This is a genomic window from Williamsia herbipolensis, from assembly GCF_000964005.1.
In the GTDB taxonomy this organism is placed as follows: domain Bacteria; phylum Actinomycetota; class Actinomycetes; order Mycobacteriales; family Mycobacteriaceae; genus Williamsia_A; species Williamsia_A herbipolensis.
This window is the reverse complement of sequence record NZ_JXYP01000038.1, coordinates 43,918-64,879: the sequence shown is the minus strand read 5'-3', so window position 1 is coordinate 64,879 and position 20,962 is coordinate 43,918. Positions and strand designations below refer to the sequence as shown.

Here is a 20,962-nt window from a genome sequence, read left to right as displayed (position 1 = left end):
CAACGGTACGCGGAGCGTGTCGAGCGATCGGTCGACAGAGAAGCCGGCCGTGACCGCGTGCCGATCCGTCGCTCGACCAAGCCGACTGGGCCGCGGGTACGAATGCCCTGGGTGAGCGACACCGACGACACCGACAGCGCCGACGTCGGTGGCCGCGCGCTCGACGACCGTGCCGCCACGCCGAGGCCCACCGGCCATGCGGGCCGCCGGTTGGCCGCCTCCACGGCTCTGGTGCGTCGCATCATGGGCGTGACGACATCGGAGGTGCCGGTCCCGCGCAGAGGCGCTGTGCGCGAGCGCATTCGAGAGATGTTCGCGGTGCTCTACGCGATCGGGTTCACCTCCGGCGATCCGGCCGACGACGACACCTCGTTGCGGAGTCCGCGGATCACGGCCCGCGTGGGCGCGTTGCTCGGCCTGTGCGTGGCCATATGTCTGGCCACGGGAATGATCAGCCATTGGATCCAGCATCCGCCGAGCTGGTTCTGGTTCCCTTCCGATCCACCGTGGCTGTACCGGTTCAGCCAGGGACTCCACGTCATCACCGGCACCGCAGCAATCCCGCTGCTGCTCGTCAAGCTCCAGCTGGTGTACCCACGCCTGTTCGCTCGGCCGGTCATCGGGTCGCCGCTGCGCGCGGTGGAGCGGCTGTCGATCGCGGTGCTGGTGAGTTCGATGATCTTCCAGTTGTTCACCGGGCTGATGAACACCGCGCAGTTCTATCCGTGGAGATTCTTTTTCACCACAACCCATTACGCGATGTCGTTCGTCGTCGTCGCCGCGCTCATGGTCCACATCGCCGTCAAGCTCCCGATCATCCAGGCGGCATTTCGATCGCCCCTCGAAAGCGACCGAGGCCATCGACAACGAGCCCCTCGATCGGACTGCGCGATGACGACACCGCCACCGATCGATCCCGAACGCGATGCCGTCGTCGACGACCACGGAACCGACGATCCGCCCGCGGTCCCCAGGGACCCGCCGCCGTCGGTCTACGCGCGATTCGTCGACCCGTCGACACAAGGAGCCCCCGGTGCAGTGACCCGGCGCGCGATCCTGCGCGGCGCCGTCGCCGCAGCCGGGCTCGCCGTACTCGCGTTCGCCGGGCAGACGGTGCCGTTCCTCAAATGGATCTCGTTCCTCGCACCCCGTTCCGGCGACGGACCCCAGGGCGTACCGATCAACCGCACCGCGGCGGCAGCGGGAGTCACCATGGCCGCACAGTCGCGCGAGTACACCTTCACCGTGACCGCGGGAGGACGAATGAAGGTTCTGACCCTCGACCAGTTGCGCGAGATGCCCCAGCACGACAGCGATCTCCCGATCGCGTGCGTCGAGGGCTGGAGCGCTCAGGCGACGTGGCGTGGGGTACGAGTGCGTGATCTCGTGGAACTCGTCGGCGGTGATCTCGATCGCGACGTGAGGTTCGTGTCGCTGGAACGCGGGCTCTATGCCGTCAGCGTTCTGCCCGCGAACTTCGTCCGGAACCCGTCGTCGCTGGTCGCGCTCGAATTGCACGGTGAGACCTTGACCGTCGATCACGGGTATCCGTGCCGACTCATCACACCCAACCGGCCCGGGGTTCTGCAGACGAAGTGGCTGGCACGAATGGAGGTGCTGTGACCACACGGTTGATCAGGGCCTTGCTGATCGTCGGGGCGGTACCGGTCGCCTGGTACGGGTTGTCGTTGATCTGGGAGATGTCGCCTGCCGACATCATGTCGATCGTCGTGTGGCTGATCGCCGGCCTCATCGTGCACGACGCGGTGTTCGCGCCCCTGTGTATCGCCACCGGTCACACAGCGAAAAATATTTTGCCGCAACGATGGTGGGCACCTGTGCTGGCCGGAGGGTCGGCGACCGTCCTGCTCGTCCTGCTGGCACTGCCGGTCATCCTGCCACGCCCTGAGGGAAAGGCTGCACCGGGAGGAAATGAGAGCCTCACCATCCTGGATCGGCCCTACGGTCTCGGTCTGACCCTTGCCGTGCTGGTCATCTGGGCCCTCGTCGTCGTGATGGTGGTGCGCAACCGGCACGCCCGGTCACATCCACACGACGACGTCGCTGGTGTCCACGGCGCCTGACCGCACCGCGCCGGACTGCCCGCAAGGGTGTCCGGGCGAACCACGACAACACCGTGTCCGCCCGGGCACCCATGTGATCAGTCCGACCGGTCCGGCGAGCGCCACTCATATCTCGTTGAAAAGCAACAAATTTCTGATCGTCATCTGATCGGCACGTCACCGATCGTCATGAGGTCGTTCGTTGCCGGAACCGGGATGGATGGGTCGCGGTCCGCAGGTGCGGGGATAAATTGGTCACACCACCGTGTCTGCGGAAAAATTCAAACTTCTTGCCATCGAGACCAAGCCGAACCGCCAGGCGTGCCGAATGCCCTGTGTACACACTCTGATGGCCAAGCGGTCGTCGCCGAAACAGTGTGTCGCCAGCGTCGCCACGAAATACGTTGCGAACGAACACTTTCATGAACGGATATACACCCATGATGCTCAAGTCCCGCAAGATCGTGGTCGCCGCGGCGATCGCTGCCATCGCTGTTCTTCCGGCGGCTGCCTGCTCGAGTGACGACTCGTCGGATTCGGCGTCGTCGTCGACCGCGGCCACCTCCTCGGCGGCCCCCTCGGCGGCCGAGTCGAGCGCTCCGGCCCCCGTCGCCACCATCCCAACCCTCACCGGTCGCGACACGGCCGTCGCTCTGGACACCGGGTTCACCGACGCGCTCACCGCACTCAAGCTCACCCCGGGTGTCGTCGGTGGCGCGAAGCTCGAGAACGGCTCGCTGGTGTTCCCGATCACCGGTGGAAACGTCACGTACTACACCCCCGGATCGATCCAGCCGTACGTCCAGGGCAAGATCGAGCACGCCGGCGCCGGCTTCTCCCTCACCGCAGGGCAGACCGTTGTCGACATCACGAACCTGACCATCGACCCGGGCACCTCGAAGCTCATGGCCGACGTCGCCGTGAACGGTCAGGTCGCCGCCACCCAGGCGATCGTCTTCGATCTCGACGGCAGCACGCTCAAGCCGCTGCAGAGCAACCCCGACGGCACCGCCGTTCTCGAGGGCACCCGCGTCCTGATCTCGGACACCGCGGCCGGCCTGCTCAACAAGACCTTCAACACCGACGCCGTCAAGGCCGGTCTGCTGGTCGGAATCGCGAAGATCACCGTCAACACCAAGTGATCTCGCTTCTCTGAGCGATCGATTTCCCGCAGCGGCGGTCGTCGGCATCATGCCGGCGACCGCCGCTGTGTTTGTCCAGGGCGCGCGCCATCAGCAACACTGGTCTTCGTGCACACGTCCGGCCTCGAGGCCCTCGATCTTCCGGTCATGGGGTCGCTGCGCGGTCACCACGCCCACCTCGCCCGGGCAGTGGGCAGTGCAGTGGGTTTCGCGCCCGGGGTGTGCAGCTTTGTCGCCGTCGATGCCTCGGATCCCCGGCGGTGGGACGACCTGGCCGCACTGCTCGGACCAGGCGGTTTCGCCGACATGTTCAGTGCTCCCGACCGCCCACCCGCGGACTGGGAGCAGGTGTTCGGTCTCGACGGTCTGCAGATGGTGCACGACGGCTCGTTGCCGGCGGTTTCCTCGACCGAGTCGGTCGTCACCCTCGGCCCCGACGACCTTCCCGACATCCTCGATCTGGTGGAACGCACCCGGCCCGGGCCTTTCGGCCCCCGCACGCCCGAACTGGGTGTCTATCTGGGCATCCGAGATCAGGGAGAACTCGTGGCGATGGTGGGCCATCGTCTCCGCCCGCCCGGATGGACCGAGATCAGCGCCGTCTGTACCGCACCCGAAGCCCGCGGCCGCGGACTCGCCGCACACCTGCTCGCCGCGCAGATCCGACTCATCACCGCCACCGGCGACCGTCCGTTCCTCCATGTGGCGCAGAGCAACTCGGCCGCCATCTCGGTCTACGAACGTCTCGGCTTCCGAGCCCGATCAGCTGTGTCGTTCCGTGGCTATCGCGTCCCGGGGACCTCGGAGGTGTCCGCGCCGCGCTGATCGATCTCTGCCCGGAGTGTCTGCGCGGCACGTTCGAGAACCGGAACCCGTCCGCCCCGCGGCGCACGCCGTGCGGTGACCATGAGCGCGATGTCGGGTTGCGTGGTGGGTAGCGCGACCGCCGCGATGTCGGGGTCGGCGAGTCCGTCGCTGCGGGCGATCCGATGGCGCCGGATCAGCGGCAGCTCCGTGGCGAACGCCCGTGCGGCGACGGGATCGGCCACCGCGAGTTCGCCGAGGATGCGACGTCGTACCGGCTCGTCGCACAGTGCGAGCAGCAACCGACCCGCCGCGGTGCGCAGCGTCGGGCGCGGGCGGTGATCGTCGGCCACCACCTGCAGTCGCGTCGGCGCCCGTGGGCCGGCGTGGTCGAGATAGAACACCTCGCGCCCCACCAGGGCGGCGAGCGTGACCGGTGCCTGTACGAGTCGACTCAGCCGGACGAGGTCGTCGTGGTCGACACCCGCCGTCGACGGCGCACCGGCGACGACGGTGAGGACGTGCATCCGCAGGCCCGTGCGGTAGCGCGAGTCGACGACCCGCAGATAGCCGAGCACGCACAGCTCCCGGACCAGATCCTGGGTGGAGCTCACCGGTGCGCCGATGGCGCGGGCGAGGTCGGTCAACGTCGGTGCCGTCGCGGATCGGGCCACGTGGTCGAGAAGGCGATCAGCGCGGGCCAGCGAGCGGTGTCCGGTCGAGGTCACGGTCCATAGCCTACGGATATCCGTAAGGCCGGGAGCCGCGCGTGTCGTCCGACGACCGTGGACGTCATGAACGCCGACACCGCAACCCCACAATCGTCCACTGCCGACACAGCCTCCCGCCGACCACCCGGCGCGCCGTCGACAGCAGCGATCATCGACAGCCTCACCGCATTGTTCGGGACCGACGACGAACAGATCCGTTCGCACGCAACGGTGATCGGCGGCGATCCGTTGACACCGTCGCCACACCGCCTCGCCGATGCGACCTCAGCTGCGATCGCCGCGTTCGGGATCCAGGTCGCCGCGGTGGCCGAATCCGCCGGCGCAGATCCGCAGACGATCACCGTGCGCGCCGCCGACGCGATCGACCAACTGCGCGCCTCCTACCTGACCACCGTGTCCGGGGTGCCCGCCCCTCACCTGATCGAAGACCCTCGCGCATTGGGCAACAACGACTTCTATCGCTGCCGCGACGACCGGTGGATCTTCCTCATCACCACCTACGCCGGACTGCGCGATGCCGTGTGCAAAGTGCTCAACTGCCCGCCCTTCCCGGATCGGATCGCCGAGGCCGCTGCCCACTGGGACGCCGTGGCACTGGAGACCGCGGTGTGTGCGGCGGGCGGCGTGGCGGCGGTCGTGCGCACCGCGGCGCAGTGGCGTGCCCACGAGGTGGGGATCGACCTGCTCGCGCGTGACATCGTCGAGATCGACCGCATGGGCGACGGTCCGCAGACCGATCTGCCGGCGGCCGCCTCCTGGCCACCCCTGGGCGGTGTCCGGGTCACCGACCTCACCCACGTGATCGCCGGACCGGTGTCGACGCGGCTGCTGGCCACCTTCGGCGCCGACGTCCTGCACGTCTCGCGGCCCGACAACTCTGATCCGAACGCGATGGTGGTCATGACGGGTGGCGGAAAGCGCAACGCCTTCGCCGACCTGCGCGACGATCACCAGCGGGCTGCGTTCAGCGAGGTGTGCGCCGGATCCGACGTCGTCGTGAACTCCTACCGCGGTATCGCCGAGCGGGGATTCGGGGCGCACGACCTCGCAGCCCTGCGACCCGGTGTCGTGGTGTGCGAGTACCACTGCTGGGGCGCCGACGGTCCGTGGGCCGAGCGCGGCGGCTTCGATCAACTGGCCTGCTCGGCAACCGGATTCGCCGGGTCGGAGGCCGTGAACGGCCGACCATCGTTGCCGCCCACCTATCTCCTCAACGATTACCTGGCGGCGTACCTCGGTGCCGCCGGGATGGTGGCCGCGCTGCGCCGTCGTGCCGCTGTGGGCGGATCCTGGCGCGTACGCATCAACCTCGCCCGCGTGTGCATGTGGGTACAGGATCTCGGCCTCCTCGCACGCGACGTCGTCGACGACATCCCGCGGCCCTCCGCCCCCACCATCGGACTGCAGACCGTCGACAGTCCGTTCGGCGTCATCACCGAGCCCGGTCTGCCGTTGTCGTTCGACGGCGTCCCGACCCCGGTGCTAAAGGCACCCAGTCCGCTGGGCAGTTCGCCGCTGCGGTGGTAGCCGACTGAGCGCGTGACCGGTCGCGGTACTCCGATCGGACCACATGGTCGGCCAACATCCCGATCATTTAGCGTCCTTATGTAAGGATTCGACAATGCAACTCAAGAAGCGTGCAACAGCCCTGACCGTGGCGGCGATGGCGGCCGTGCTGGTGGGCTCGGCGCAGACCGCCGCGATCGCCGGCGCCGACGAACAGTTCGGCGAGTACAACGTCGGCGGACGTATCCTCGAGGCGTTCAAGGCCACCGGCGGTGCGGAGAAGTGGGGCGACCCCACGATGGACGAGGCCTTCGCCGACAAAGGTGGACGCTTCCAGCGGTTCGACAAGGGAACGTCGTTCTATTGGAAAGCCAACGTCAGCAACGGGATCGCGCACCCGATCAGCGACCCCATCCGCGCGAAGTGGGGCAGCCTCGGCTTCGAGCGCGGCGCACTGAAGTTCCCGACCTCCAACGAGATCGACGCCGCGGGCAAGGGGCGCAAGCAGTTGTTCCAGGGCGGCAACCTCTACACCAGCGAGAAGTCGGGCCAGCACCCCGTGTGGGGCGGCATCCTCGGCAAGTACGCCGCGGCCGGCGGCCCCGGCAAATTCGGGATGCCGACCAGCGACGAGTACCGGATCGGCCGCAACTTCGCGCAGAACTTCGAGGGTGGACGCCTCGTCTGGCCGTGACCTGTTCGGGCATCACGTGCCCAACTGCGGTCCTTACGTGCCCAACTGCGGTCCTTACGTGCCCAACTGCGGTCCTTACGTGCCCAACTGCGGTCAGGCGGTGACGTCGAGGGCGGCGCGCACGATGCTGTCGGTGTCGATCCCGTGCAGTCGGTAGACGTCGTCGAGTGAACCGACCTGCCCGAAACTGCTGACGCCCAACGACACCGACGCGACCCGGTTCACGCCGGCGAGGAACGCCAGGGTGTGGGGATGCCCGTCGAGGACGGTCACCATCGGGGTGGCGCGGTCGGCGGGGAGCACCTGATCGAGGATCCACGTCGGCGCTGATCCCTGACCGCGACGCGCCTGCAGTGCCTCGAACAGCAGTCCCGCGCTCGTCACCACGAGGACGTCGGCCGCCACGCCCGCCTGCTCGAGTCGGTCGGCGGCAACGAGCGCCTCGGGGACCACCGCGCCCATCGCCACCAGGGTGACCACCGGATTCGCCTGGCGCACCAGAGGGTAACCCCCGGCGACGACCTGACGGCGTCGTCGCTCCCGCGCCGCGGGATCATCGGGGACGTTCGCCAGCGACTGGTCGACCGGACGCGTCGACAACCGCAGGTACGCCGATGTGCCGTCCGGTCGACCGAGGCGCCCCATGCTGGCCAGCAACGTCCACTCGACGTCGATGCCGAACGCCGGCTCATACGCGATGCACCCCGGCTGTTCGAGTCCGATCGATGGTGTCGTGATCGACTGGTGTGCACCGCCTTCGGCGGCGAGACTGACCCCCGAGGGCGTCCCGACGAGGATCGACTGCCCGCCGGCATAGATGCCGTAGGACCAGGGCTCGAGGGCGCGCTCGACGAACGGGTCGTACATGACGCCGATCGGGAACAGTGGCTCACCCCACCGACTCCACGTCGCGCCCAGCTCGCCGATGAGACCGACGAGGTTCGTCTCGGCGATACCCAGTTCCATGTGCTGACCCGTCGGCTTCTCGCGCCAGTGCATGAGCGTCTCTGGATCGTCGTCGAACCAGTTGTGGCGCTCGGCCGCCGACCACACACCGACCTTGTTGACCCAGCCGGCGAGGTTGGTGGTGGAGCTGACGTCGGGGCTCACGGTGACGACCCGACGGGCGATGTCGGGGGCGCTGCGGTTGAGGTCGAGCAGGACTCGACCCAGGCCCGCCTGAGTGCTCGAGGTGCCCTTCGGGGTCCGTCCGCTGTCGATGGGCACCTCGAGGCGGGGTGCCGTCGGGACCGGATCGCGTCGGAGGCGCTGGGCGGTCGTCGCGCAGAGCTGTGCTGCGGCGCTCTCGTCGGGGAACCGTTCCCACGGGTGGCCGGGGTCACGCCCGAGTTCGGCGGCGAACGAGGCGAACTCGTCGACGGTGAGCAGCGATGAATGGTTCTGTGGGTGGCCCTCGGTGGGCAACCCGTATCCCTTGATCGTGTAGGCGATGATCGCCGTGGGTCGGGTGTCGTCGATCTCTCGATACGCCCGGATCAGCGCCGACATGTCGTGACCGCCCAGGTTGCGGATCGCCGCGGCCAGGGTGGAGTCGTCCAGATCGGCGATGAGCGCGGCGATCGCGGACGCGCCGTCTCCGTCACCGGGAAGTCGGTTGCGCACCTCGTCGGGTGAACAGCGCAGCAGCCGTTGATATTCGGCGTTCGGCATACCGAGGATCCGCGCGCGCAACTCGATGCCGCCGTCGCGCGTGAACAGCGACTCCAGCAGGGCACCGAAGGTGACCGTGATGACCTGCCAGCCGGCGGCGGCGAACATCGCCTCCAGTCGACCGGCGGCGATCATGGGCACGACGCGGTCGAGCGACTGGCGGTTGAGGTCGATGATCCACACCACCTCACCGAGTTCGGCGACACCGGGATCGAGGATCGCCTCCCACACCGCCCCCTCGTCGAGCTCGGCGTCACCGACGAGGGAGTACTGACGTCCGCTGCTCGTCTGGCCGGTGGAGGTCTGGACGTAGCGCCGCGCCATCGCACCCCAGATCGGTGCGGTGGCACCGATTCCCACCGACCCTGTCGAGTAGTCGACGGTGTCGGGATCCTTCGACCGGCTCGGGTACGACTGCAGGCCACCGAACTCGCGCAGGGTGGTCAGGTACTTCTCCTCGAGGTCCCCGAGGAGGTAGTTGAGGCTGTGCAGGACAGGCGACGCGTGTGGTTTCACCGAGACGCGGTCGCCGGGCTGGAGCTGGTCGAACCACAGCGCCGTCATGATCGAGACCATCGACGCGCACGACGCCTGGTGGCCCCCGACCTTCAGGCCCGAGGGGTTGGGCCGCACCCGGTTGGCGTGATGGATGATCGCCGTCGAGAGCCACAACACCCGCTCACCGATCTCGTCGAGGACCTCCGGCGAGGCCTCGTGCATCGGGTCGGTGTGGCTGGGCGATGACATGGCGTTCTCCTCGGCACTGGCGATCTGTACTCCAAACGGTGCTCTCGCTTGGCCGATTGCGCAACCACCCCTGTGTGGACTGCGCATAATGCACATATCGACGTCCCATCGCCCCGACAGAGGTGAGCACAATGACCCATCCGCGCAGTGTCGACTCCACCGACGCGCGATTGTTGATGGCGCTCAACGCCGAGCCGCGCGCGACCACTCTCGCGCTCGCCGAGCGCGCGCGCCTGTCCCGCAACACCGTGCAGTCACGACTGGCGAGGTTGGAGAAGGGGCATGCGCTGCGACCGTTCGAGCGGCGTGTCGACCCGGCAGCACTCGGGTACCCGGTACGGGCGTTCATCATGACCAACCTCCGCCAGCGCGAACTCGACGCCGTCGGTGTCGCGCTCGCGCAGATCCCGGAGGTCGTCGAGGTACACGGGCTCAGCGGGGTGGCGGACCTGCTCATCCAGGTCGTCGCACGCCACGTCGAGGACCTGTACCGGATCGCGGGGGAGATCCTCGCGATCGACGGGGTGGAGCGCACCACGACAGGACTGGTGATGCGGGAGATGGTCGACTTCCGCGTCTCGCCCCTGCTGGAGGAGTTGGCCGGCGACACGACATAGTGGCGGCCCCGGGAGGAGTGCGACAGGGACGCGACAGAGCGCGACAGTCCCACGACAGCGGCGGTTCATAACGTCTGGTCTCGACACCGACCTCGCACGTCAGGAGACCCGCATGACCACTTCCCCTGCCCCGACCGCCGCACCGCCGGTCTCGTCGGCGCGCACCTACACCTCGCTCGCCGCGGCCTGGATCCCCCTCGCCGCGCTGTGCCTCGCGTTCTTCGTCGAGATGGTCGACAACACGCTGTTGTCGATCGCGCTGCCGACGATCGGACGCGACCTGGGCAGCAGCACCACCGCCCTGCAATGGATCACCGGCGCCTACTCGTTGACCTTTGGCGGGCTACTGCTGACCGCCGGATCGATCGCCGACCGGTTCGGCCGACGCCGGGTCCTGATGATCGGCCTCGCGGCCTTCGGCACCCTGAGCCTGCTGGTGGTCGCGGTCACCAGCACGGGCGAACTCGTGGCCTTGCGTGCCGCGCTCGGCGTCGCGGCCGCCGCGATGGCACCGATCACCAACTCGCTGGTGTTCCGGTTGTTCGACGACAAGGCGCTGCGCATGCGCGCCATGACCGTGATGATCGTCGTCGGCATGGCCGGCTTCGTTCTCGGACCGGTGCTGGGTGGCACCGCGCTCGCGCACGTCCGGTGGGAATGGCTGCTCCTCGTCAACGCCCCCATCGCGCTGATCGCGGGCATCGGCGTGTGGCGCGGGGTGGCCCCCGATCGTCGTGACGGTCTCACCCATGACCGGCTCGACCTCCCGGGCGCGGTCCTGAGCATCGCCACCATCGGGTTGGCCTGCTGGTCGTTGACCAGCGGGGTCCAGCACGGCTGGTCGTCGCTGCCCACCCTCGCCGCCATCGCCGGTGCCGTCGCCGCGGGCGCGGCGTTCATCGTCCACGAACGTCGCACCGCCGCACCGATGCTCGACCTCGGACTGTTCGCGAACGGCACCGTCCGAGGCGCCGCGATCGCGCAGATCGGTACCGCGATCGCGATGGCCGCGGTCATGTTCGGCCTGATCCTGCACTTCCAGTACGCCTATGGGTGGAGCCCGGTCCGCGCCGGCCTGGCGAACCTGCCGATCATCATCACCATGGTCGCAGCGACACCGCTGTCGGAGTGGCTCGCAACGCGTTTCGGGCACAGGATGGCGTGCCTCATCGGCGCCGCGTGTCTCGGCGGGTCACTCGCCGGGCTGGCGTGGGGCGTCGACCACGGTTACGTCGCGATCGCGGCCTGCATGGTCCTCATGACCATCGGCCTGCGGACGGTCATGACGATCTGCGCGGTCGCCCTGGTCGACGCCATGCCGGCCAACCGCACGTCCATCGGCACCGCCCTCAACGACACCGCGCAGGAGGTGGGCACCAGCGTCGGTACCGCCGTGGTGGGCACCCTCATCGCCGTCCTGGTGACGACGCGACTCCCCGCGGGCACGTGGAGCAGCGACCTGGTCGCCTCGTTCTTCCACGGCGAGCGCATCACCTACGGCATCCTCGCCGTCGTCGTCGGGCTCGTCGCGGCGATCGGAGCGCTCACGCTCACCGACTCGCGCGCGGTCGAGGACCAGCCCGCTCAGGCCGCGTCGACTCGTCCGGACAGGACATGACGCAGGAGGCCCACGATCTCCTGACGGATGGACGTGTCGACGCGGGCACTGGCGGCGACGAAGAGGCTGATGTCGGGGATCGGCGGGAGTCCGCGGACGACCCGCAGCCCGTCGTGTGCCGGCCCGATGCGCGGCAGGGGGGTCATCCCGACACCGGCGCGCGCCGCGCCGACAACCGATGTGAGGTCGACACATTCGGCCGCCACCCGGTGCGGACGCCGTCCCAGGGAGGCCAGCGCCTCGTGGCGCACCGCGCAGGGGTTGGCGAACAGCACGAGGTCCTCGCTGGGGCGGGCGTCGTGGGCGAACCACTGCAGCGGGACCGGCGCCACGCGAACGCTTCCTCTCGCGGGGCGGGTCAACATCAGGGCGACGTCGGCGCGATCGTCGTCGACGAGGTCGCGGACGTGGGCGCTGCGCGTGAGGCGCAGCCGCACCGGCCGCTCCGGATGCCGGGCGTGGACGAGCGCCATCACGGTGGGGACGAGGAACTCGGCGGCGTGTTCGGTGGCGGCGACCAGGATCCCGTTGTCGTCGTGCGGGGTCAGCGTCCGCACGGCGTCGTCGTGGTGGGCGATGATGTCGCGGGCTCGGACCGCGAGTTCGTCGCCGTCGCTGGTGAGTGCGATCCCGCGCCCGTCGGGGATGACCAGGCGACATCCGAGTTCGCGCTCGAGCTTCCGGATATGTCCGGTCACCGCAGCCGGCGACAGGTGCAACGCGTCGGCGGCGCTGCTGTGGGTCATCGTCGCGATCCGGCGACCGACGCGACCGACGCGACGCCAGATGGGACACGCCATGGTGGCGGGCCTCATGACCCAGGGCGTCCAGTTCATCGGGCTGTACTGGGCACTCGATCACGGTGTCCCGTCGGGGCTCGCGGCCCTCGTGATCGCCCTGAACCCGGTGGTGACGGCCGGGCTGATGATCGTCTTTCTCGGACAACGCGAGTCGCGGCGCGGCGCGCTCGCACTCGGTCTCGCGGCGGCGGCGGTCGTACTGGCCTGCGCCCCGAAGATCGTCGCCGACCACGGGATCGGGCTCGGGATCGTCGCGGTGATCGTGGCCATGGTCGGTCTGTCGGCCGGTGGGATCTACCAGGACGGTTCTGTGCCGACATGGACGTGTGGATGGTGAGCGCCCTGGGCCTCACGGCGTCGACGCCCGTCGCCGCGGTGTTCGCCGTCATCTCGCCCGAACACACGACCGACCTGCCGAGGGCGCTGATCCTGTTGGCCACCATGATCGTGTTCAGTTCGGTGGGTGCCACCACGCTCTACTCCGCGTGCATCAAGTCCGCGGGCGCGCGGTCGGCGTCGATCGTGTTCGCGGTGATCCCCGCCGCCGCCTCGGTCATGGCCTGGATCGCGTTGGGGGAGAGCCTCTCCCCGCTCACGATCGGTGGTCTGGCTCTTGGCGCAGCGGCCTGCGTGGTGCAGGCACGCAGTGCGCCCGCCGACGCGACACCGCCGTCTGAGGACACCGCCGTCACCGCGCCACCCGAGCACGCCGTCGAGAAACCATGTCTGCGCTGAGGATCTCTGACGGAATCGTGGCGGGGCCGCTACGGTACTGGCCATGGCACCCAGCGCGTACACCGTCACCCGGTCGATCGACGTCGCCGCTCCCGCCGATGTGGTCTACGCGCTCATTGCCGATTTCCACCACTGGACCGCGTGGTCACCGTGGGAGCAGACCGATCCGAACGTCGAACGGTCCTACTCGGGACCCGATTCCGGCGTCGGCGCGACCTATGCCTGGAAGGGCAACCGGAAGGCCGGCGCCGGGAGCATGGCCATCACCGACGTCGAACCCCGCCGTCGCATCACCATCGCGCTCGAGTTCCTGAAGCCGTTCAAGTCGACCAGCACGGTCGTGTTCACGATCGCCGAGCAGATCAACGGCACCACCGGTGTCGAGTGGACGATGACCGGCGACCGCTCCGGTATCGCGAAGCTGATGACGAAGGTCGTGCCCATGGACAAGCTCATCGGCGGCGACTTCGCCCGCGGCCTCGAACAGCTGAAGGCACGCGCCGAATCCGCTGTGTGACACCGTGCGGTGCAGCGCGCGACCTGAGCGATTCGCGAGCCCCGGGCGGGGCGTCACCTAGAATCGGCGAGCGCGTTCGATGACGGCGCGAAGCCCGAGCGACGAGAGGCGGTAACTGCCGGTGCCGCCTCCGCATCCTCGGGGTCCCGGCGCGGCGCGCATCCGCGACAAGACCACGATCGAACTCCTGCGGTGGTGGTGGGAGCAGCCGTTCGAGTACGAGTGGGTCTACGCGTTCGCGGAGTCGCGTGCGTGGTTGCGCGTGGACCGGATCCTGGTCGCCTCCGGGTACGCGATGCTCGCCGCGATGGGGATCGCTCTCATCGCCTCTGGTCGTCCGGGACCAGCCGTCACCGTCTGTGCCGGGATCGCGGTGCTGGCGTTCAGCTTCTGCGCGTGGTGGTGGTGGTCGGACCGTCCGTGGCCCTCCGAGAGGGTGTCGCTGGCATTCCTGGCCGTCACCGAGCTGTCCGTTCTCGCCCTCGCCGGGGCGGCGCCGTCGTCGACGGCGGCACTCGCGCTGCTGTCGCTGTACGTGCTCCTGGGCATCTATGTCATCTTCATCCACAGCCCTGCCGTTCTCGTCGCGCACTGCGTGTGGGTGACGGCGGTGATCGTCGGGACCGGCGCCTACGCACTGGTCGTCACCGACCTCGACGTCGTGACCGGTGTCGTCATCGTGGTGGCGCAACTGGCGGCCTGCAACGCCGGACTGATCGCCGGTCAGATCGCGCTGACCTTCCTGCGCAACGACGCCCGCAACTCGTTCACCGATCCGCTGACCGGTCTGCTGAACCGGCGCGGATTCGAGGAGGCGCTGTCGCACTCGACCACGCGGGTCCCGGCCGGGGGTCCCGTGAGCGTTCTCATGGCCGACATCGACAAGTTCAAGACGATCAACGACGCGAACGGTCACGGCCACGGTGACGCACTGCTCGTGGCCGTCGCGACGGCCCTCACATCGGTCTGCGACGGTCATGCCGATGCGATCGCCCGGATCGGTGGTGACGAGTTCGTCGCGGTCCTGCACGTCGATTCGGAGTCCGCATCGACGCTGGCGCACCGGGTCCGGGAGTCGATGGCCGATCGGTCACGGTCGGCGCCGGTCACGATGAGCATCGGCATCCACACGACGCAGCCCATGAGCTGGCCACCACCCGACCGCGAGGTCGGAGCGATGCTGGCCCGCGCGGACGCGGTTCTGTACTCGACCAAGCGCAGTGGTGGCGATGCAGTGACCGCGGTGCACGACTCCGAGCGTTGACCCCGCGCTAGCTGTCGTAGGAGATTCCGACGATGTCGGTGACCGGTGTCGACTGGCACGCCAGACGGGCACCACGGCGTAGATCGAAGTCGTCGAGGGTGTCGTTGACCCTCATCTCCACCTCGCCCTCGGTGAGGATGAACTCGCACCCACCGCAGTTCCCCTCGCGGCACACGTACGGCGCCTCGATCCCGTTGTCCAGCAGGACGTCGAGAAGGATCGCGTCGCGCGGCCACGCCACCTCGTGGGTCTCGCCCTCGATCTCGACGGTGACCCGCGTTCCGGTCTCCGCGGGCTGTCCCGGCGACACCGGCGCCGCGGGCGTGGTCGTCGCAGCGGCCGAGAACGGGTTCGTGGTCAACGAATAGAACAGTTCGCGATGGATGCGTGCCACGGGCAGGCCGGCGGCCTCGAGCGCCTCGTGCGCGACGTCCATGAACGGCGTCGGGCCGCACAGGTACGCCGCCGCTCCGTCGTCGATCCCGGCGATCAACGACCCGATACCCGCTGCGGTCGGCAGCCCGCGTTCGGACTCCAGCCAGTGCTGCACCACGAGTCTGTCGGGGTAGGTCTCCTGCAGGGTCGCGATGGTGTCGGCGAAGATCACCGACTCCTGATCGCGGTTGGCGTAGATCAACGTGATGGCGTTGTCGTGTGTCATCAGCGCGGTCTTGATGATCGACATCGCCGGTGTGATGCCACTGCCCGCGGCGACGACCACGAAGTCGTGGGTCCACTCGCGCGGGGTGAATCCTCCGGTCGGAGAGATGATGTCGACACTCATGCCCGGGGCGACGTTGTCGATCAACCAGTTCGACACCTGCCCGCCGGCGACCCGTTTCACGGTGATGGCCGGGTGGGGATCATGATCGGGTGCGGTCGACAGGGAGTAGCACCGCGGTGCCAGCCCCTCCGGGAGTTGCGCACCGACGGTGATGAACTGACCTGGGCGATAGGTGAATCCGTCGTGTGGCGACTCGAACACCACCGACGCGGCATCGGCGGTCTCACGGATCACCTCACGGACCCGGAGCTGCAGCCGCCCGGACGTGTACGAGGGCGCGTCGTCGGGAGAACCCACCGTCAGGCGGTCGGCTCGTAGGTGAGTTCCTTCGACCAGGTGGGGCTCGAGTTGAGCGTGCGCGTCGGATAGTGCTTGGTGATCTTCACCAGGCGGTCGGCGAGAAGGTGGTAGGGGTGGCTGCGGTCGATCACCATGTCGCCGTGCCACTGGATGAAGCGGTACATGGGAACCCGCAGTGCCGCGGGATTACGCTGCCCGACCTTCTTGAAACGCTTCATCGCGCTGTAGAGCCGTTCCTCGTCGACACCCATGGTGACGATGTTGTCGCGCATCTTGTTCAGCAGCGGGATGTAACGCAGGGTCCCAATGATGAGTGACGGGTTCATCCACGCGCCCACGGTGTCGACGAGCAGTTTGCGCATGGTCGAGTTGCCGAGCAGTTCGATGACCGCGAAATCGACGGCGAGATGGCGCGATTCGTCGGCGTTGATGTGCTTGAACGCCTCCTGGCAGATGGGGTCATGGATCTCGTCCATGATGAATTTGACCAGCGCGCCGTCGAGGGCGACCTCGAGCATCGGTATGACGGTGCCCAACACGCTCAGGCTCAGCCCGTCGGCATGCTTGTCGAGCCAGTCGATGATCAGCTTGACGTTGACGTTGGGCTCCGGCATCTCGTCACCGTCGAGCATCCCCCACCGACGCATGAGCGCGAGTTCGGCGTTGGCGTGCTTCTGTTCCTCGGCGTGGAAGTACGTGTAGATCTCGCGCAGCGTGTCGGTCGGGGCCTTCTTCGCCATCGCGGCGAACCCGCGAGCACCGACGTTCTCGATCCACATGAGGTCCGACATGAACGGCTTGAGTCGTGCGTGCAGTTCGGGGTCGATCAACTCGGCGCCGGGCGCTTCCCAGTCGATGTCGGCCAGCGACCACTGCTTGTCCTTGATCTTGGCCAGCATCGCGTCGAAGTCGAACGTGGTCGTCGGTGCAGTCATCAGAGGTCTCCTGTTTTCAAACGCGCGGAGCGCGAAGCAGTGCGGCCGTCGAACGTGGGGTGGCCGCGAGCGAGTGTTCCTCGATAGTGTCACCAGAGATTGTCACAGTTGTCAATGGCGCACCTGGTGATCGGACGGGGCGAGGCACCGCCCGTGCAGGACCGCGCACCCGGCGGTGACGACCAGTGCCTCGAACCCGCCCGAGGTCCCGGTGGCCAGGAGGTAGAGGGCCACGAGTGATGTGGTGACGACGCACGCAACCACAACTCCGACGGCCACGGATCCGTCGCGGAGGACGGCGACCGCGGCCTGGAACTGCAGGCCGAGGTGCGCGATCGTGAGTATCCCTGCCGAGCAGATGAGAGCCACCATCGCGCCCGGGCCGGCCCCGTGGGCACTGACCGCGGCGAGGATGGTCGCCACCACCGTGGCACTGCCCAGCGCTGCGCCGCAGAGGCGTGACGTGATGCGTCCGAAGTCGCCAGGGGGTTCATCGCCACGTCGAGCGCACTGCTCGAGGAGGTCGTGTCTGTTCGTAGCGGTCATGGGTTCTGTCTAGAGCAGTAGGCTCTGACGCGGTAGTACGCACAATTGCGTCCATATGGACGGCACTGTCCCCGCGAGGGCAATGCCGCGGGAGCCGCGACATGACAGACGAGAACCATCCGACGCTGCGTGAGCCGGTGCGGCGCGCGTACGAGGTGTGCCCGGTGGAGGTCAGCGTGGCGGTGCTCGGCGGGGCCTGGAAGATGACCATCGTCAAGCACCTGCTCGACGCCCCGATGCGATACGGGGCGCTCGGGCGTGCGGTGGGTCCCGTGACCCCGAGGGTCCTCACCCGGCAGCTGCGGGAACTGGAATCCGACGGGATCGTCGAACGCGCCGTGTTCCCCGAGGTGCCACCGAAGGTGGTCTATTCGCTCACCGAGCAGGGAAAAGCGCTGGCGCCCTTCGTCGAAGCTCTCAACGACTGGGGCAAGAACTATGCCGAACAGATGATCGTGCCGCGGTTGCCGCCCAGTGCCGGCGACTCCGAACCGGTCGACGAGCCCGCCGATGCCGGGTCGCGCCGATGACGTCGTCGCCGTGCTGACGGTTCGCGCGGTGGTGATGACGGTGGCGACGGCCGCGGTGGTGACATCCGTTGCCGGATGCGAACTGTTCTCGGACGGGACCGAGTCGTATCGGCCTCCCGCTGCACCGATCTCGTCCGAGGCGTCCTGCACCACCCCCGACATCGTCGGGGGGTTCGGCGTGGAGGGCGGCGCGACCGGTGAGAACCTGGGTGAGGGGTCGGTGCCCGACGGTTTCCGGGCGAGGACGGTGGTCAGCTGCCGGACCTCGGATGGTCCCGGCGGCACCACCGTGATCGATGCGGTGGAACTCGGCGGCGACGTCGATGCGTTCGTGCGTGCCATCGACCGCCCGTCGGAACGCACCGATCGCAACACCTCGGTGAGCTGTGCCGTCAACGTCGTGGCGCCTGTCGCCACCTGGCTGGTGTCGGACGCGGGTGCGATCCGCGTGGCGTGGCCTCGCGTCGTGTGCGGGTACCGGGACGAGCCACTCGCCGCGTGGGAAGCGCTGAGGGAGATCGGACGTACCCCGGTCCGAGATCTCGGGGTGGTCCCCGTGACGATCTGCCGCGGCCGCTCGGCGGGGTTCGCGCGGACGAACGGTGACCTCTACTCGGACACGGTTCGCGAAGGCACACTGCGGTTCCCGACGCGGGCAGTCGCCGCGTCGACGGTGTGTAGCTACCGGACGTCGCGGTCGTCGACGGGCGATCTGCGGATGTCCGGGGCGCAGGCGCGACGCCTGACCGCAGCCGACGCCAGTCGTATCGTGCGCGAGTCCATCTCGGCCCCGAGTGCACCCTCGTGCGACACCGACGCCACCGAGGTCGCCGTGATGTCCCTCTATCGGCCGGACGGATCCGGCGGCGCGACGCTGTCGGTCGAGACCGACGGTTGCCGCCGCGTGGCGGTGGACTACGGCCTCGGCTATCGCACGGCGTCGGGGGATGTCACCGCCCTGCTGCGTGGCGACCGATGACAGACCGCACAGTGACAAAGGGGCGCAAAAGGGGGTTCCGGCGGTACGCGTGTGCCATCGGGCACGGGTTCATCGCCCCGACCCGTTCGCTCAGAGAATGCGTTCAGATTCTCAGGTTCTGAACAGGTAGTTCAGGAGCGGGCGGCGGTATTCTGACGTGACGATGTGGCCCAGATCACACCGTAGGAGGTTAGCGCTATGGCCGTCACCATGAGTTTCTCGTCGCCCCACCTGCGTCACGCGCCGCCGATGAGCGCGGCACGGCAACGCCGAGCACGCCTACGGCGCGCAGCGGTCTGGGGTCAGGTCGGATGGGCGGCGTTCATGTTCGGATCCGCAGCGTTCGCACTGGGTCTGGCGGGTGTCGCCACAGGCCTCACCGTCGCCGGCATCGCCGCACTCGTCGTCTGGGTCGTCCTCTACGGTCTGACGATCTATTCCATCCGCTCTCGCGCCATGGCACGTGGTGATCGCACCCTGCAGGAGCACATCGCACGCGTGAAGCGTTCGCGGTACCGCCGCGCCTACCCCGGCACGGGAGGGTCACCGGCGACGAACTACGTCGAGCCGTACCGTCCGCCCGCGGCGTTTCTCGCGCCCGGGGCCGACTGAGCCCGACACGTTCGACGACGAACGACGCTCATCCGACGGGATCGTGCGCGGGGATCCGACGAGCCAACAACGTCGCCGCGCCGAGTGCGATCTCGCGATCCTCGGTGAGCACTCGTTCGTACCGTCGTGAGCCGTCGGCCGCCTGACCGGCCTCGAGCGCGACCGACGACGCGGTGAACGTCGGCGACACCACGATGACGGATCGCTCACGCGCCAACGGCTCCTCGGTGTCGATGACCACGGCGCGTGAGCCGGTCTCGTCGCCGACTCGTGTGGTGTGGAAGACGGCCGTCAACGCCGTGCGCGATGCGACATCGCGCAGCAGGGCGTGGCGATCAGGCGAGACATCGTTCGACGACGGGATCGTGACGAAGACCATCGCGGACGGACCGAGCTGCGCCGCACGCGCGAGTAGCCGCTCCTCCGACGCGGCGAGGTCGTTCCCGTCGATGCCGTGGCGCCCCGCGACGGATCGGCACACACCCCAGGGCGTGACCGCGGCCGGGTCGCGGACGGTCACCGCGGGCAGCGGCGCCCGATCGATCCCCTCTGCCAGATCGCCCGACGGACCGAAGGTCGGAAGCGGACCGGGGCGACCGTAGAAATAGCCCTGCCCGTGGTGGGCGCCGAGATCGATCGCGCGCTGCTCGTGGCGCTCGTTCTCGATCCCCTCGGCGACGATCACCGCCCCGGTCCGATCGGCCTCGGTCCGGACCGCGGTGACAATGGTGTCGGCAGCATCGGGCGCGAGACGCTCCTGGACCAGGCTCATGTCGAGTTTGATGACGTCGGGTCGCAGCAGCTCGAGCATCGCGAGGCTCGAGGAGTCCGCGCCCACGTCGTCGAGCGCGATCCGCCATCCCAGACGCCGCGCATGTTCGACGGCCCGCAGCAGTCCGGCCGGATCGCGCATGAGGTGTCGCTCGGTGATCTCCACCGTCACCGACAGCCCGCGCGCGGCCGTGAGCACCGGATGGGCGTCCGCCGGAGGCGTGGCGTCGAGCGCCGCCGGTTCGGCGTTGAGGAACAGGGTCAAGCCGCTCGGGAAGCCGCCGGCGAGCGCACCGCGCAGCGAGGTGACACGACACCGCCAGTCGAACTCCACGGTCAGGTTCTGTTGTTCCGCGGCGTGGAACATCGCACCCGCAGACGACCAGACGCCGGACGGCGCGCGGGTGAGGGCCTCGAATCCGACCACCGCACGGGTCTCGACCTCGACAACGGGCTGATAGACGGTCTCGATGTCGACCGTCATCGGTGACGGCTCGGCCGCATCGGTCGATGGGCGCACGCGTGGATCCTTCCTCGGTCCCCGGTCCTCCACCCCCAGAGCATTGTGCCAACACGCTCGGTCCGGGCCGCGAGTC

22 protein-coding genes are annotated in these 20,962 nt (G+C 68.3%); 15 read left to right on the top strand and 7 right to left on the bottom strand.

Annotation, left to right across the window (positions count from 1 at the left end; translation table 11 throughout):
* The first annotated feature begins 111 nt into the window (after positions 1 to 111).
* From TU34_RS19820 to TU34_RS19805, 4 genes are all read left to right on the top strand, one after another.
* Entirely contained in the window at positions 112 to 1,623 is a 1,512-nt protein-coding gene (locus TU34_RS19820) for a molybdopterin-dependent oxidoreductase (protein ID WP_338063018.1), read from the top strand.
* Positions 1,620 to 2,084, top strand: a complete 465-nt coding sequence (locus TU34_RS19815) for a hypothetical protein (RefSeq protein WP_045824632.1) — start codon at positions 1,620 to 1,622, stop codon at positions 2,082 to 2,084. The genes TU34_RS19820 and TU34_RS19815 overlap by 4 nt, the downstream gene beginning before the upstream one ends.
* A 401-nt stretch (positions 2,085 to 2,485) precedes the next feature.
* Positions 2,486 to 3,205 carry a hypothetical protein gene (locus TU34_RS19810; RefSeq protein WP_238981403.1) on the top strand — a complete coding sequence of 240 codons (720 nt, stop codon included), beginning with the start codon at positions 2,486 to 2,488 and terminating at the stop codon, positions 3,203 to 3,205.
* Positions 3,206 to 3,313: 108 nt separating this feature from the next.
* Positions 3,314 to 4,030, top strand: coding sequence for a GNAT family N-acetyltransferase (locus TU34_RS19805; protein WP_238981402.1), 717 nt, complete (start codon positions 3,314 to 3,316; stop codon positions 4,028 to 4,030).
* On the opposite strand, the gene TU34_RS19800 is transcribed toward TU34_RS19805, so the two are convergent.
* Positions 3,988 to 4,737 (bottom strand): helix-turn-helix domain-containing protein, encoded by a 750-nt coding sequence (locus TU34_RS19800; RefSeq protein ID WP_045824631.1) that lies wholly within the window; start codon positions 4,735 to 4,737, stop codon positions 3,988 to 3,990. The two genes, TU34_RS19805 and TU34_RS19800, sit on opposite strands and share 43 nt — an antisense overlap.
* A 66-nt stretch (positions 4,738 to 4,803) precedes the next feature.
* Here TU34_RS19800 and TU34_RS19795 point away from each other — a divergent pair, with 66 nt between their 5' ends.
* Together TU34_RS19795 and TU34_RS19790 are read left to right on the top strand one after the other, a co-directional pair.
* Positions 4,804 to 6,267: a CoA transferase gene (locus TU34_RS19795; RefSeq protein WP_082080480.1), complete on the top strand. Its 1,464-nt coding sequence runs from the start codon at positions 4,804 to 4,806 to the stop codon at positions 6,265 to 6,267.
* 94 nt (positions 6,268 to 6,361) lie between these two features.
* Positions 6,362 to 6,940, top strand: coding sequence for an LGFP repeat-containing protein (locus TU34_RS19790; RefSeq protein ID WP_052689083.1), 579 nt, complete (start codon positions 6,362 to 6,364; stop codon positions 6,938 to 6,940).
* A gap of 93 nt (positions 6,941 to 7,033) precedes the next feature.
* Here the strand turns inward: TU34_RS19790 and TU34_RS19785 are convergent, their stop codons facing one another.
* Positions 7,034 to 9,358, bottom strand: coding sequence for a transketolase-like TK C-terminal-containing protein (locus TU34_RS19785; RefSeq protein ID WP_045824630.1), 2,325 nt, complete (start codon positions 9,356 to 9,358; stop codon positions 7,034 to 7,036).
* Positions 9,359 to 9,489: 131 nt separating this feature from the next.
* Here TU34_RS19785 and TU34_RS19780 point away from each other — a divergent pair, with 131 nt between their 5' ends.
* Together TU34_RS19780 and TU34_RS19775 are read left to right on the top strand one after the other, a co-directional pair.
* Complete coding sequence (locus tag TU34_RS19780; protein WP_045824629.1) at positions 9,490 to 9,975, top strand: Lrp/AsnC family transcriptional regulator; 486 nt, start codon at positions 9,490 to 9,492, stop codon at positions 9,973 to 9,975.
* 112 nt (positions 9,976 to 10,087) lie between these two features.
* The gene (locus tag TU34_RS19775) at positions 10,088 to 11,593 is read left to right on the top strand and encodes an MFS transporter (RefSeq protein ID WP_045824628.1); all 1,506 of its coding nucleotides are present in this window, start codon (positions 10,088 to 10,090) and stop codon (positions 11,591 to 11,593) included.
* Here the strand turns inward: TU34_RS19775 and TU34_RS19770 are convergent.
* Positions 11,560 to 12,408 carry a LysR family transcriptional regulator gene (locus TU34_RS19770; protein WP_150116626.1) on the bottom strand — a complete coding sequence of 283 codons (849 nt, stop codon included), beginning with the start codon at positions 12,406 to 12,408 and terminating at the stop codon, positions 11,560 to 11,562. The genes TU34_RS19775 and TU34_RS19770 overlap by 34 nt on opposite strands.
* Between TU34_RS19770 and TU34_RS23720 the strand changes: the two genes are divergently transcribed.
* From TU34_RS23720 to TU34_RS19755, 4 genes are all read left to right on the top strand, one after another.
* Positions 12,326 to 12,730: an EamA family transporter gene (locus TU34_RS23720; protein WP_238981408.1), complete on the top strand. Its 405-nt coding sequence runs from the start codon at positions 12,326 to 12,328 to the stop codon at positions 12,728 to 12,730. The two genes, TU34_RS19770 and TU34_RS23720, sit on opposite strands and share 83 nt — an antisense overlap.
* A complete protein-coding gene (locus TU34_RS23715) occupies positions 12,712 to 13,128 on the top strand; it encodes a DMT family transporter (protein ID WP_052689080.1) in 417 nt (138 codons plus the stop codon). The genes TU34_RS23720 and TU34_RS23715 overlap by 19 nt, the downstream gene beginning before the upstream one ends.
* Before the next feature lie 43 nt (positions 13,129 to 13,171).
* Entirely contained in the window at positions 13,172 to 13,645 is a 474-nt protein-coding gene (locus tag TU34_RS19760; protein ID WP_045824627.1) for an SRPBCC family protein, read from the top strand.
* A gap of 121 nt (positions 13,646 to 13,766) precedes the next feature.
* Positions 13,767 to 14,909, top strand: a complete 1,143-nt coding sequence (locus tag TU34_RS19755) for a GGDEF domain-containing protein (protein WP_045824626.1) — start codon at positions 13,767 to 13,769, stop codon at positions 14,907 to 14,909.
* A 7-nt stretch (positions 14,910 to 14,916) separates the two neighbouring features.
* Here the strand turns inward: TU34_RS19755 and TU34_RS19750 are convergent, their stop codons facing one another.
* From TU34_RS19750 to TU34_RS19740, 3 genes are all read right to left on the bottom strand, one after another.
* Positions 14,917 to 15,990 (bottom strand): ferredoxin--NADP reductase, encoded by a 1,074-nt coding sequence (locus TU34_RS19750; RefSeq protein WP_052689079.1) that lies wholly within the window; start codon positions 15,988 to 15,990, stop codon positions 14,917 to 14,919.
* A 2-nt stretch (positions 15,991 to 15,992) separates the two neighbouring features.
* Positions 15,993 to 16,928 (bottom strand): hypothetical protein, encoded by a 936-nt coding sequence (locus tag TU34_RS19745; RefSeq protein WP_045824625.1) that lies wholly within the window; start codon positions 16,926 to 16,928, stop codon positions 15,993 to 15,995.
* A gap of 111 nt (positions 16,929 to 17,039) precedes the next feature.
* Positions 17,040 to 17,474 carry a hypothetical protein gene (locus TU34_RS19740; protein WP_150116625.1) on the bottom strand — a complete coding sequence of 145 codons (435 nt, stop codon included), beginning with the start codon at positions 17,472 to 17,474 and terminating at the stop codon, positions 17,040 to 17,042.
* A 101-nt stretch (positions 17,475 to 17,575) separates the two neighbouring features.
* On the opposite strand from TU34_RS19740, the gene TU34_RS19735 reads away from it, so the two are divergent.
* The 3 genes from TU34_RS19735 (at position 17,576) to TU34_RS19725 (ending at position 19,595) form a co-directional block, all read left to right on the top strand.
* Positions 17,576 to 18,004 (top strand): winged helix-turn-helix transcriptional regulator, encoded by a 429-nt coding sequence (locus TU34_RS19735; protein WP_045824623.1) that lies wholly within the window; start codon positions 17,576 to 17,578, stop codon positions 18,002 to 18,004.
* On the top strand, positions 17,985 to 18,983 hold the full coding sequence (locus TU34_RS19730) for a hypothetical protein (protein WP_045824622.1): 999 nt from the start codon (positions 17,985 to 17,987) through the stop codon (positions 18,981 to 18,983). Before TU34_RS19735 ends, TU34_RS19730 begins: the two co-directional genes overlap by 20 nt.
* Positions 18,984 to 19,181: 198 nt before the next feature.
* Positions 19,182 to 19,595 (top strand): hypothetical protein, encoded by a 414-nt coding sequence (locus TU34_RS19725; RefSeq protein ID WP_045824621.1) that lies wholly within the window; start codon positions 19,182 to 19,184, stop codon positions 19,593 to 19,595.
* 28 nt (positions 19,596 to 19,623) lie between these two features.
* On the opposite strand, the gene TU34_RS19720 is transcribed toward TU34_RS19725, so the two are convergent.
* Complete coding sequence (locus TU34_RS19720; RefSeq protein ID WP_052689077.1) at positions 19,624 to 20,886, bottom strand: sensor domain-containing phosphodiesterase; 1,263 nt, start codon at positions 20,884 to 20,886, stop codon at positions 19,624 to 19,626.
* Positions 20,887 to 20,962 lie beyond the last annotated feature (76 nt).